The following is a 12,509-nucleotide window of genomic DNA, read 5'->3' on the forward strand; positions in this document are numbered from 1 at the left end:
CGAGACAACGGTGGGGCGCCGGTCGGCGCTAGGGAGTGGTCAGGCTGAGCCCGACGACGCCGGGCCAGAACGCGAAGAGCACGGTCACCGGCAGCACGAGGAAGACGACGGGCACCATCATCAGCACCTCGCGGCGGGCGGCGACCTCGATCAGCTCGCGGCGGCCGGCCTCGCGCACGTCGGCGGCCTGGGCGTGCAGCACGTCCGCCAACGGCGTCCCGCGCTCCACCGCGACCGCGATGCCCTGCGCGAACCGGGCGACCAGCGGCAGCCCGGAGGCCGCGGCCAGCCGGTCGAAGGCGACGGGGACCGGCTCGCCGGTGCGCACGGCCGCCAGCACGCGGGCCAGGTCGCGGGACATCTCGCCGCCGCTGCGCTGCACCACCCGGTCGAGGGCGGAGACGGGGCTCTCGCCGGCGGCGACGGAGAGGGCGAGCAGCTCGGCCACGGTCGGGAACTCCGCGAGGATGCGGCGCTCGCGCGACCGGACCTGGCCGGTGAGGTGGTGGTCGCGGGCGAGCACGCCGACGACGAAGGCGATCACGCAGAGGACGGCCGAGGCCAGGACGCCGCCGGGGTCGCGGAGCGCGTCGAGGACGCCGTACGCCGCGGCGACCGCGAAGGCGACCAGTCCCCACAGCACCTGCTCGACCCGGAAGTCGTGGACCGTGGCGTCCGAGCCCGCCCGCTCGAGCCGGCGGCGCACCGAGGACGCACCGCCGAGGACGCGCTCGACGGTCTCGGCGGCCGAGCGCAGCAGCGGACCGTAGACGGCCGCGACCACCGACCGCGGAGGGGGAGCGGCCGCCACGGGGCCGGGTCCGGAGCGGGGCAGGTCGCGCAGGTAGGGCAGCACGCGGGCGGCGAGCTGGGGCCGACGTGCAGCGGCGACCCGGGCGAGGACGAGCAGCAGCCCGACCGCCGTCGTCGCGCCGAGCAGGCCGCCCCAGACCGGCGGCGTCACGAGAGGATCCGTCGCTCGGTGGGCAGCCGGCCGATGCGCATCATCAGCCGGTAGGCGACCACGCAGGTCGCGGCGCCGACGACGAGCACCAGGACGCCACCGGGCGAGGCGTACCGGCGGATCACTTCGGACTGGAACGACATGAACAGCAGCACCAGCCACGGCGCCGCGACCGCGAGCCGGGCGCCGTTCACGGTCCACGCTTGGCGGGCCTCCAGCTCCGAGCGCGTGCGGAGGTCGTCGCGCAGGTAGCCCGACAGGTTGCGCAGCAGGCGGCCGAGCTCGCCGCCGCCGACCTCGCGCGCCACGCGCAGCCCCTCGACGACGCGGTCGCCGACCGGGTCGGCCAGGCGGTCCTTGAGCCGGTCGAGGCACTCGCCGAACCGTCCGGTGACCTGGTAGTCGAGAGCGAACGCCGAGAACCCCGGCTGCAGCGGCTCCGGCCCGCGCGTCCCCAGCGCGGCCAGCGCGTCCGGCAGCGACATCCCGGCCCGGACGGCGCTGGTGAGGTGGTCGACGGCCTCGGGCCACACTTCGGCCAGCTCGCGCTGCCGCCGCCTGGCCCGCCCCGAGATGACGGCGACCGGCAGGTAGGCGCCCATCACGCCGAAGGCCACCGCCACCGGTGCTGTCGCGGAGACGGCCTGCACGACGACGGCGACGAGCAGTCCCGAGACCAGGCTCAGCGCGGTGAACGACGCCGGCGAGACCGAGCGCATGCCGGCCCGGTCGAGCAGGCGGCGCGCGGGTCCGTCGGCGCGGGCGCTCGTGCGCGGGGTGCGCGGCAGCGCGAAGGCCGACCACACCAGGAGCAGCCCGACGCCGACGCCCAGCCCGACCAGCGCGCCCACGTCAGCGGCCCTCGGCCACGGCGCCGCCGAGCAGCGCGTGCGGATCGATGCCGGCGCGCTCGAAGAGGTCCAGCCGTGGCGGCATCCCGCCCACGCGGCGCAGCTCGCCACCGGTGCGGCGGAAGATCGGCTCGGTCTCGATGATGTCGTTCTCCACGCGGCCGGGCACGCCCACGACCTCGTTCACTCGGCGTACGCCGTGCTCGTCGACGCCGAGGTGGACCACCAGGTCGACCGACGAGGCCACGGTCGGGACGACGAACCGGGCCGAGATGTTCTCGCCGGCGAGGAGCGGCAGGGTGCACATCTTGACGAGCGCCTCCCGCGCGGAGTTCGCGTGGATGGTGCACATGCCCGGCAAGCCGGCGTTGAGCGCCAGCAGCAGGTCGAGGCACTCCTCGGCGCGGACCTCGCCCACGACGAGGCGCGAGGGCCGCATCCGCAGACTCTCCTTGACCAGCTCGCGCAGCCGCACCTCGCCGGTGCCCTCGAGTCCGGCTTGGCGGGTCTGGAGCGGCACCCAGTCCGGGTGGTGAAAGCGCAGCTCGAAGACCTCCTCGGCGGAGATCACGCGTTCGCCGCCCGGGATCGCGCCGGCGAGGCAGTTCAGCATCGTCGTCTTTCCCGCTTGCGTGCCGCCGGCGACGATGACGTTCAGCCCGGCGCGGATGGAGGCGTCGAGGAACGTCGCGGCGCGGGGGCTGAGCGAGCCGAGCTCGACGAGGTCGGACAGGCGGGTGGCCTTCAGGACGAACTTGCGGATGTTGACCGCGGAGAAGCCCCTGCTGATGCCGCGAAGGACGACGTGCAGGCGGTGGCCCTCGGGCAGCATCGCGTCGACGAAGGGGCTGCTCAGGTCGATGCGTCGGCCGCTGGACTTGAGCATGCGTTCGACGAGCTCGTCGACCTGGGCGCTGGTGAGCATGAGGTTGGTCAGCTCGTGCCGTCCGTTGCGGGCGATGAAGACACGGGTGGGGTCGTTGATCCAGATCTCCTCGACGGTGGGGTCGTCGAGGAACGGTTGGAGCGGGCCGAAGCCGGCGACGCGGGCGACCAGCTCGCCGACGACCGCGCTGGGGTCGTGGACGGCGGCGACCTGGCCGGTGAGGCTGCGCTGGTCGTGGTCCCGGACGACGGACTCGGCGAGGCGGCGTACGACGGCGGCGTCGCGCTGCGGGTCGACGCCTTCGCGGCGCACGAGCTCGCGGACGTGCTGGTCGAGGTGCTCGACGAGGTCGAGGTGGACGTCCGCGCGGGTAGGCGCGGACGGTTGGGTCAGTGACATGCAGGTCCCCCGAGACGGTTGCTGCTGACCGGTCCATCATCACCGCTGAGCGGCCGGTGTAAAGGCTCGCGCACCGATCTGTGGAAGAAGGGGACTGCTGTGACGCCCGGGGCGACCTGCGGGCCTTCGAGGTGCTTCCCGGGGAGGTGTGACGGTGCTCGTCCGCTTCGTCGGCACGCGGCAATGTGCCGACAGAGCAGAGCTCTCCGTTGCACGAGCGTGGGGCCGCTCCGGCTGCAGGCCTAACTGGAACTGGTCCAGACGGGCCTGACGCCGTTTGAGGATCGCTCGAGATGGCAACTCGTGTCCCCACGCGGCTGCGTCGATGGGACCCGATGCACCGCTCATTCATTCATGCACCGGGGAAAGCCCCGGCCGGACACGGAGACACACATGCGATCTATCACGCCTGCGAAGAAGTACCTCGCCATCGCCGCTGCGGTGGCTGTCACCGGGTGGGCTGGCGCAGCCCCGGTGGCCGCGGACCCGGGCAACGGGAACGGCGGCGGCAGCGGCGCCGGTTCCAGCCAGGAGGCGCCCGGCCAGCAGGGCAAGGGCAACGGCGGCGGTAACTCGCCGAGCGATCCGGACGGCATGGAGAACGGCGGTAAGGACAAGCCGGGCGGCACGGGCGGAACGCCCGGCCAGCAAGACGGCAACAACGGCTCGGGCAATGACGCCGACTGCGAGGATGACAACAACGGCAAGGGCGTGCCCGGCCACTGCAAGGACAAGGGCGGCAACGGCAACAACGGCGGCGGTAACAAGGGCGGCGGTAACTCGCCGAGCGATCCGGACGGCATGGAGAACGGCGGTAAGGACAAGCCGGGCGGCACGGGCGGAACGCCCGGCCAGCAAGACGGCAACAACGGCTCGGGCAATGACGCCGACTGCGAGGATGACAACAACGGCAAGGGCGTGCCCGGCCACTGCAAGGACAAGGGCGGCAACGGGAACAACGGCGGCGGCAACGGCCCCGCAAACCCGGGACAGCCCGGAACTGATGGCACGGACGGGACCCCGGGCACGGACGGCGCGGACGGGACCCCGGGCACCGACGGCACCGACGGCACCGACGGCACCGACGGCACCGACGGCACCGACGGCACCGACGGCACCGACGGCACCGACGGCACCGACGGCACCGACGGCACCGACGGGACCCCGGGGACGGACGGCACCGACGGCACCGACGGCACCGACGGCACCGACCAGGGCGTGCTCGGCGTCACCGCCAGTGCGGACGAGGATGGAGAGGACGGCGCGGCGAGCTCGGAGGACTCCGGTCAGGGCGTGCTCGGCACGACCGCCTCGAGCGACGACGGCGACGAGGGGGGTGCCGCGGTCCCGACCGCCGTCGACGCGGGTGAGGACGGCAACCCGGTCCTCGACATGGTGTCCTCCCCCCTGCCCTGGATCGTGATCGGGCTCGGCCTCGGCACCGCTGCGGTCGTCATGGTGCGGCGCCGCCAGGGTGCCTGAGCTCACCAGCACGACGAGCCGCGGTCGCGGCCGGGCCGGCCAGTGGCTGGCCCTGGTCGTGGCCGCGGCGCTCGTCGTGGTCGGCGTGGTGTGGCTGGCGCGGGACACCGGTGAGCCGCGGGTGGTCGAGGAGCAGCCGTCGGCCACCCCGACCCCCGGCCCGAGCCCGTCGGTCGGCACCACGGCCGAGGCGGTGCCGGCGCCGCGCCGCCCGGGAGCACCCGTCCGCCTCCGCATCCCCGACCTCGGCGTCGACGCCCCGGTCCAGCCGGTCAAGGCGCCGGGCCGCACGCTCGTCCCGCCGTCGGACCCGCAGCGGCTGGGTTGGTGGGCCGACGGCGCGCGGCCGGGTGACCTGGAGGGGAGCGCGCTGGTCGCGGGCCACACGGTGCACACGGGTGGCGGCGCGCTCGACGACCTCGAGGACCTGGAGGAGGGCTCCCGGATGGTCGTCCGCACCGACCATGGCGTGCTCCGGTACGCCGTGGAGCGCGTGCGCATCTACACCAAAGGCCGGCTCGCGAGGCACGCGGAGCGGCTGTTCAGCCAGGACGTGCCCGGCCGGCTGGTGGTCATCACCTGCGAGGACTGGGACGGCAGCCGCTACCTCAGCAACGTGGTGGTCACCGCAGTTCCTGCCTGATCGGGTCATTCGTCCTGGCCCACCTGGGTGGTTCGTGCCGGAAGGCCTTCCCGCGGTGCCCCGCCGGCCCCTAGCGTGCCGCTGTGCCTGCTCGTCTCGGAACCGTAGTCATCGGCCTGGCTCTCGCCGCGGCCCTGCTCGTCGTGCCCGCGCCCGCGCAGGCGGCGACCCCTGCCCAGGACTACGCGCGCGCCGCGGTGAAGGCGACCAACAAGGTCCGCGCGAACCGCGACCGGGCGACGCTCCGCGTCGACAGGTGCCTGCGCAAGGCGGCCGTCCGGCAGGCGAAGGTGATGGCGGGGAAGAGCAACATCTTCCACCAGGTGCTCGGGCCGCTGCTCGACGGCTGTGCCCTGACGGTCGTCGGCGAGAACGTCGCCTACGGCTTCGCATCCGGCACCGAAGTCGTGAAGACGGGCTGGATGAAGTCCCCGGGCCACCGCCGCAACATCCTGGACAAGCGCTTCACCCGGGTCGGCATCGCTGCGCGGCAGTCCGACGACGGCGTCTGGTACGTCGCGCAGGTCTTCGGCAAGCCGGCCTCCTGACCGGCCACACAGGCCGCGATGCCCGGCGCCCCTCGCCGGCGGCGTACTCTTGCCCCTCGTGGCAGGCCCCGACTTCGACGTAGCGATCAAGCAGCTCCAGGCGACCATGCGCACCATCGAGCAGGTGCTCGACGTGGACGCGATGCGCAGGGAGATCGCCGACCTCGGTGAGCAGGTCGCGGCGCCCGACCTCTGGGACGACCAGGCCAACGCCCAGCGCGTCACCGGCCGGCTCTCCGCGCTGCAGGGCGAGCTCGAGCGGTTCACCGCGCTGTCGGACCGCATCGAGGACCTCGGTGTGCTCGTCGAGCTCGGCCAGGAGGAGGGCGACGCCGACTCGATGGCCGAGGCCGAGTCGGAGCTGGCGAAGATACGCAAGGCGGTCGAGGCGCTTGAGGTGCGCACCCTGCTGAACGGCGAGTACGACGCCCGCGAGGCGCTCGTCTCGATCCGTGCGGGCGCTGGCGGCGTGGACGCCGCGGACTTCGCCGAGTCGCTGATGCGGATGTACACGCGCTGGGCCGAGCAGCACAAGTACCCCGTCGAGGTCTTCGAGACCTCCTACGCGGAGGAGGCGGGCCTGAAGTCGGCCACCTTCGCGATCCACGCGCCCTACGCCTACGGCACCCTCTCGGTCGAGGCCGGCACCCACCGCCTGGTGCGGATCAGCCCCTTCGACAACCAGGGCCGCCGCCAGACCAGCTTCGCCGCGGTCGAGGTCGTGCCGGTGCTCGAGCAGACCGACGAGATCGAGATCCCCGAGGAGGAGATCCGGGTCGACGTCTACCGTTCCGGCGGTCCCGGTGGCCAGTCGGTCAACACCACCGACTCCGCGGTGCGCCTCACGCACCTGCCGACCGGCACGGTCGTCAGCTGCCAGAACGAGAAGAGCCAGCTGCAGAACAAGGCGAGCGCCATGGTCGTGCTCAAGGCCAAGCTGCTCGCGCTGAAGAAGGCCGAGGAGAAGGCCCAGCTCGACGAGATGCGCGGCGACGTGCAGGCCTCGTGGGGCGACCAGATGCGCAACTACGTGCTGAACCCGTACCAGATCGTCAAGGACCTGCGTACCGGCTACGAGTCGGGCAACCCCTCGGCGGTCTTCGACGGAGACCTCGACGGCTTCCTCGAGGCCGGCATCCGCTGGCGCCGCGGCGCCGACAAGGCCGCCGAGAACTGACCCGCTGACCCGTCCGCCGGGCTTGCCCGGTTCGGGACAGCCTCAGCGCACCTTGACGGCGCGCGAGCGGGGACCGACCGGTCCCCAGCCCTCGCTGTTGCGCGCGCGCACGGCGAAGGTCCAGCGGGTGCCGCGCGCGGCCCGGAACGTGACCGCCCGGCCGGCCAGCACCTCCGAGCGGAGCGTCGAGCGGACCTTCGAGCCCTGCATCCGGTGGGCGAGGACCTGGTACGCCGCGACGGGTGCGCCGCCGTCGACGGTCGGCGCGGACCAGCGCACCGCGGCGGTGGCCGGCCCGCCCCTGGCCCCGGGCTTGGCCGTCGGCCGACCCACGGCGCCCGGACGCTCGACGACCGGCTCGGGCTCCTCGGGCTGGTCCGGGGTGGGACCGGTGGGATCCGCCGGGCCGGTCGGGCCGCCGGGGCAGCCGGTGACCGCGAGCGTGTAGGCGCCGAGGCTGCCGTAGTCGTCGTAGCCCAGTGACGGCGCGCCGACCCCGTCGACGACGACGCGCCAGCCGGCGCCGCTGACGGCGCGGGTGACGGTCGCGGCGACCGGACCGAGCGGGTCGGCCGAGGCGACCTCGGCGCCGCTGGGGTCGACCAGCGCGATGCGCGGGTCGAGGTCGGCGCCGATCGCGGCCGGCCGCACGGTGGCGGTGACGTCGCCGGTGCAGGCGCCGAGGTCGTAGGCGTCGGTGTCGGTGCGGCTGGTGATGTAGGCCGTGCCGGTGGGCAGCGCGCTGCCCTCGTCGGGGCGCAGCGGCAGCCCGGAGGTGGCGATCACGGCGACGTCGTCCTGGTGCTCGGTGGCGCCGGGGTAGGACCCGTTGCTCCACTGGGTGACCCGCCGCGTGTACGGCGCCCCCATGATCGGGCCCCAGGAGTCGTGCCCCTCGTAGTAGTCGTCGCGGCCGCGACCGTCGTGCTCGAGGCCGAGCGTGTGGCCGACCTCGTGGCTGACCGCGTCGGCGATGCCCGCGGGGTGGTCCTGCACGCCACCGGCGAAGATCCACGCCGGTCGCAGCCGACCGTCCGGGTCGACCTCGTCGAAGACGTCGAGGAACGCGACTCCGGCGCAGTCCCGGTCGCACCAGTCCCAGGCCGAGGGGCTGTCGGTGACGAGCGCGGTCATCCCGTACGTAGTGTCGGCGGGGCTGCTGCGCCGCAGCGCGGCGGGGCCGGGGTCCTCGGTGGTGACGTCGACGTCGAAGGGCGCGTAGTCCTCCGTGACGCGCGCCCAGACCTCCTGGATCGCGGTCCGCTCGGCGGCCGAGAACGACGCGGGGGAGCCGTCGGTGTCCCAAGGGCCGTGCTCGCCGGCGGGGAAGGGGTCATCGATGACGTTCCACTCGCTGCCGGTCACCGTCGCGCCGTCGAAGTCGAGGTGGATGACCCGGCTCGCGCCGGGGTTGCTGTGCAGCGCGAACGTCTCCGCCAGCGGGTGCGGCGCCCGGGGCGCGAACCGGCGGGCGGACCGCGGCAGCTCCTCGGGCAGCGGGTCGACGACCACGACCGGACCGTCGGTGGTCGCTGCCAGGCTGCTGCCGTCGGTCGAGGTGGCGGTCGCGGTGGCGGAGGCGGGTGCGCCGGCGAGGGCCGGCGCGAGGCCGGCGCCGAGGGCGAGGACGAGGAGGGAGGAGGCGGTGCGCATGACGGGTCGACGGTAGTGCGCGCGGTCGGGCACGCGGGGCCGAACGGCGAGGGCCGGTCCGACCGGCGGGGGAGATGGCTTGTCCGGGCCGGGTCAGCCGGTGCCGGTCGTGCCGGTCGTGCCGGTGGCTCCGGTCGCGGCGGTGACGACGGCCGCGCACCAGCGGCTGGTGCGGTCGAGGTGCTCGGCGGGCTCGAGCGCGCGCGGGGCGGTGGTCGAGCACACCAGCCAGGCGTCGCCGAGCAGCCCGCGGTACGACGCCTCGCGGACGCCTCCGCGCGCGCAGACGAGGGCCACGCCGGGCTCGCCGAGGGCCGGCGCGTGCGGCACGCGCGAGCAGCCACGGCCGGCCGCCGCGGAGTCGGCCAGCCCTCGGGCCCGCCCGGGGGTCACCGGCGGCGCGAAGACCCACCCGCGCGCCGTCGTACGGCCGTCGGACCAGAGGCAGCCGTGCTCGTGGGCGACGTCGGTGACCTGCGGGGTCAGCGCGGCGGTCTCACCGTTCTCGTAGGCCTCCGCGCGCGTGGCCTCGGCGCCGAGCGCGTCCTCGACCGACGCCCGCCCGATCCCGGCGCAGAACGGCGCCCGGAGCGCGGCGAGCCCGCGGGTCTCCATCTCCGCCAGGCTCGCCGGCGGCTCGGCGACGGCCACCGGCCCACGGTCGGGCGCCGGTGCCGGGTCCTCGCCGGAGCCGGTGACGCCGATCCCGACGGCGACCGCGACGGCCGTGGCGGCGGCGCTGGCGAGCAGCACGCGCGACCCCGATGGCATGGCCCACACCGTAGTGAGGCGCGCGTCGGCGGTCCGGAGGGCGGTGGGGTCATTCGCGTACCGTCTCCCGGGTGATTCGCTTCGAGAAGGTCACCAAGACCTACCCCGGCTCGGGCAGCCCGGCCCTGGACCAGGTGTCGGTGGACGTCGAGAAGGGCGAGTTCGTCTTCCTCGTCGGCCAGTCCGGCTCGGGCAAGTCCACCGCGCTGCGGCTGGTGCTGCGCGAGGCGCGACCGACCTCGGGGCGGGTCTACGTCGCGGGCAAGGAGATCAACCGGCTGGCCGGGTGGAAGGTGCCGCGGCTGCGCCGCCAGATCGGCACCGTCTTCCAGGACTTCCGCCTGCTGCCGAACAAGTCGGTGGGGGAGAACGTCGCCTTCGCGTTGCAGGTCATCGGCCGCTCGCGCAGCGAGATCCGCTCGCTCGTGCCGGAGACGCTGGAGCTGGTGGGCCTGGAGGGCAAGGCCGACCGGATGCCCGACGAGCTCTCCGGCGGTGAGCAGCAGCGGGTCGCGATCGCCCGGGCGTTCGTCAACCGGCCGATGATCCTCATCGCCGACGAGCCGACCGGCAACCTCGACCCGGCCACCTCGGTCGGGATCATGAAGCTGCTGGACCGGATCAACCGCACCGGCACGACCGTGGTCATGGCCACCCACGACCACGGCATCGTCGACCAGATGCGCAAGCGCGTCATCGAGCTCGAGGACGGCCGGGTCGTCCGCGACCAGGCCCGCGGGGCCTACGGCTTCCAGCACTAGCCGACCCGCCCGCCGGCACCCGCCCGGCGACGCCGGCCACCCGTCGTACCCACACCCAGAGAGCGCTCCCTCCTCATGCAGCTTCGCTACGTCTTCACCGAGCTCGGCCAGGGCCTGCGCCGCAACGTGTCGATGCACATCGCGGTCGTCCTGACCCTGTTCGTCTCGCTCACCCTCGTCGGCCTTGGGCTGCTGCTGAACCAGCAGGCCGACAAGGCCGCCGACCAGTGGGGCTCGCAGCTGCAGATCACCGTCTGGCTGTGCAAGGACGACGACGACAACCCGCGCTGCACCAGCGAGGTCACCGAGCCGCAGAAGGAGGCCATCGCCGCGGCGGTCGAGGAGAACCCCGAGGCGGCGAGCCACTACTTCGAGACCAAGGAGGAGGCCTTCGAGAAGATCAAGGAGCTCCTCGGTCCCGAGCGGTTCGAGGGCCCCAACCCCGCCGCCACCGTCGACGACATGCCGCAGTCGGTGTGGATCACGCTGGAGGACCCCAACGAGTTCGAGGGGATCACCAGCGCCGTGCAGGGGCTGCCCGGGGTGTCGTCGATCCGGGACGCGCGCGAGGTGCTGCAGCCGATCTACGGCTCGATCACCGCGCTGAAGTACGGCGCGTGGGGCACGGCGGCGTTCCTCGTGCTCGCGGCGCTGATGCTCGTCGCCAACACCATCCGCCTCGCGGCCCTGGCACGCCGCCGGGAGATCGGCATCATGCGGCTGGTCGGCGCCTCGACGCTCTACATCGCGCTGCCGTTCCTCCTCGAGGCGATCGTCACCGCGGTCGTCGGCGTCGCGCTCGCGGCTGGCGCGCTGGGGGCGTTCATGTGGTTCGGCATCCACGAGCGGGCCGCGACCGGCCTGACGTTCATGCCGTGGATCGGCCTGCCGGAGTACACCACCACCGTGCTCGCGATCGGCGTGCTCGGCCCGGTGCTGACGCTGCTGCCGACACTCCTGCTGACCCGCAAATACCTCAAAGTCTGACCCACGGCGCATACGGTCGTCCCTGGTGTCACAGCGGCACCACCCGTCACACCTGTCCCGACCGACCATGCCCTGAACCGCCGAAGACGAAGGCAGACCCGGTGCGCCTCTTCCCCCGTGCCGCCCGCCGCCGACTGGCCGCAGCGACCCTCGCCTGCACCGTCGCCGTCGGCGCGCTCGCCGTCCCCCTCGCCGGTGCCGAGGACGACCTGAAGGACCAGCAGAAGAAGGTCCAGAAGCACCTCGAGCACGCCGAGCACGACCTGCAGCACTCCAGCGCCCGGCTCCGCAAGGCGACCGGCCGCCTGGCGGCCGCGCAGGAGAAGCTGGCCGAGGCCAAGGCGGAGCTGGCCGACGCGCGCACCCGCCTCGGCGCCGCGCGCAGGCTCGACGAGCGGATGCAGCACAAGCTCGACGCCGCCGAGGAGCGGCTGGAGAAGGCCCGCGCCGCCCTCGCCGACGGCCAGGAGGCCCTCGAGGTCCAGCGCGGCCGGGTCACGGACACCATCACCTCGATCTACGAGCAGGGCGACCCCGAGCTGCTCGCGTTCGCCTCGATCCTCGACGCGCAGACCCCCGAGGACCTCACCCGGCGGATGGCCGCGCAGGACGTCATGGTCGGCCGCGAGACCCGGGCCTACGACGACCTCCACGCCGCCGAGGTCCTGCTCGGCGTTCGCGAGAACAACGTCGAGGACGCCACCAACGAGGTCGCCGGCCAGCGCGCCGAGGCCGCCGAGCACCTCGAGACGATGCAGGTGCTCCACGCCGAGACCCGCGCCGCGGCCGGCAAGGTGCGCGCCCTCGTCGCCGACCGGCGTACCGCCCAGCTGGCCGCCACCCGTGCCCGCGCCCAGGACCAAGCGGTGCTCGACCGGCTCAAGGCCAAGGAGCGCCGGATCAAGCAGCGCATCCTCGAGCAGGCCCGCCGCGCGCGGATGAAGCACCGCGGCTACCGCGGCACCACCGACGGCCTGCTCATGCGCCCGACCGACGGCGTCGTGACCTCGCCCTACGGCTACCGCGAGCACCCGATCTACCACTACTGGGGCCTGCACGACGGCACCGACTTCGGCGCCGCCTGCGGCACCCCGATGTACGCCGTCTCCTCCGGCACCGTGATGACCCGCTACTACTCCTCGGTCTACGGCCACCGGCTCTACCTCAACGTCGGCCAGGTCAACGGCCGCCTCGTCACCGCGGTCTACAACCACGCCACTCGCTACGTCGTCGGGCCCGGCGACCGCGTCGAGCGCGGGCAGGTCGTCGGCTACGTCGGTTCCACCGGCTGGTCCACCGGCTGCCACCTGCACTTCACGATCCTCGCCAACGGGTCCTCGACCAACCCGATGCAGTTCTTCTGACGCTCCCTCTCGACACCGGCCCG

12 protein-coding genes are annotated in these 12,509 nt (G+C 73.6%); 7 read left to right on the forward strand and 5 right to left on the reverse strand.

Annotated elements, in window-relative coordinates; genetic code table 11:
* Positions 1 to 28 precede the first annotated feature (28 nt).
* From H7344_RS09395 to H7344_RS09405, 3 genes are read right to left on the reverse strand one after another with little or no spacing between them, the layout of a single operon-like run.
* Positions 29 to 964, reverse strand: coding sequence for a type II secretion system F family protein (locus H7344_RS09395; protein ID WP_186345749.1), 936 nt, complete (start codon positions 962 to 964; stop codon positions 29 to 31).
* Positions 961 to 1,815, reverse strand: a complete 855-nt coding sequence (locus tag H7344_RS09400; RefSeq protein WP_186345750.1) for a type II secretion system F family protein — start codon at positions 1,813 to 1,815, stop codon at positions 961 to 963. Before H7344_RS09400 ends, H7344_RS09395 begins: the two co-directional genes overlap by 4 nt.
* 1 nt (position 1,816) lies before the next feature.
* Complete coding sequence (locus tag H7344_RS09405; protein ID WP_186345751.1) at positions 1,817 to 3,100, reverse strand: CpaF family protein; 1,284 nt, start codon at positions 3,098 to 3,100, stop codon at positions 1,817 to 1,819.
* A 393-nt stretch (positions 3,101 to 3,493) separates the two neighbouring features.
* Between H7344_RS09405 and H7344_RS09410 the strand changes: the two genes are divergently transcribed.
* The 4 genes from H7344_RS09410 (at position 3,494) to prfB (ending at position 6,950) form a co-directional block, all read left to right on the forward strand.
* Positions 3,494 to 4,582, forward strand: coding sequence for a hypothetical protein (locus tag H7344_RS09410; protein ID WP_186345752.1), 1,089 nt, complete (start codon positions 3,494 to 3,496; stop codon positions 4,580 to 4,582).
* Positions 4,575 to 5,225, forward strand: a complete 651-nt coding sequence (locus tag H7344_RS09415) for a class F sortase (protein WP_229706892.1) — start codon at positions 4,575 to 4,577, stop codon at positions 5,223 to 5,225. Before H7344_RS09410 ends, H7344_RS09415 begins: the two co-directional genes overlap by 8 nt.
* Before the next feature lie 83 nt (positions 5,226 to 5,308).
* Entirely contained in the window at positions 5,309 to 5,773 is a 465-nt protein-coding gene (locus H7344_RS09420) for a CAP domain-containing protein (RefSeq protein ID WP_186345753.1), read from the forward strand.
* Between the two features lie 58 nt (positions 5,774 to 5,831).
* A complete protein-coding gene (prfB, locus tag H7344_RS09425) occupies positions 5,832 to 6,950 on the forward strand; it encodes a peptide chain release factor 2 (protein ID WP_166196859.1) in 1,119 nt (372 codons plus the stop codon).
* 42 nt (positions 6,951 to 6,992) lie between these two features.
* Here the strand turns inward: prfB and H7344_RS09430 are convergent, their stop codons facing one another.
* Positions 6,993 to 8,603 (reverse strand): hypothetical protein, encoded by a 1,611-nt coding sequence (locus H7344_RS09430; RefSeq protein ID WP_186345754.1) that lies wholly within the window; start codon positions 8,601 to 8,603, stop codon positions 6,993 to 6,995.
* Between the two features lie 93 nt (positions 8,604 to 8,696).
* The gene (locus tag H7344_RS09435; RefSeq protein WP_186345755.1) at positions 8,697 to 9,374 is read right to left on the reverse strand and encodes a hypothetical protein; all 678 of its coding nucleotides are present in this window, start codon (positions 9,372 to 9,374) and stop codon (positions 8,697 to 8,699) included.
* A gap of 71 nt (positions 9,375 to 9,445) precedes the next feature.
* On the opposite strand from H7344_RS09435, the gene ftsE reads away from it, so the two are divergent.
* The 3 genes from ftsE to H7344_RS21160 all read left to right on the forward strand — a co-directional run bounded on the left by ftsE (position 9,446) and on the right by H7344_RS21160 (position 12,486).
* Positions 9,446 to 10,135 carry a cell division ATP-binding protein FtsE gene (ftsE, locus tag H7344_RS09440; protein WP_166193433.1) on the forward strand — a complete coding sequence of 230 codons (690 nt, stop codon included), beginning with the start codon at positions 9,446 to 9,448 and terminating at the stop codon, positions 10,133 to 10,135.
* Positions 10,136 to 10,210: 75 nt separating this feature from the next.
* Positions 10,211 to 11,122: a permease-like cell division protein FtsX gene (gene ftsX, locus H7344_RS09445; RefSeq protein WP_166193430.1), complete on the forward strand. Its 912-nt coding sequence runs from the start codon at positions 10,211 to 10,213 to the stop codon at positions 11,120 to 11,122.
* A 101-nt stretch (positions 11,123 to 11,223) separates the two neighbouring features.
* Positions 11,224 to 12,486: a peptidoglycan DD-metalloendopeptidase family protein gene (locus H7344_RS21160; protein WP_186345756.1), complete on the forward strand. Its 1,263-nt coding sequence runs from the start codon at positions 11,224 to 11,226 to the stop codon at positions 12,484 to 12,486.
* Positions 12,487 to 12,509 lie beyond the last annotated feature (23 nt).

It is taken from the genome of Nocardioides deserti, from assembly GCF_014266025.1.
GTDB lineage: Bacteria > Actinomycetota > Actinomycetes > Propionibacteriales > Nocardioidaceae > Nocardioides > Nocardioides deserti.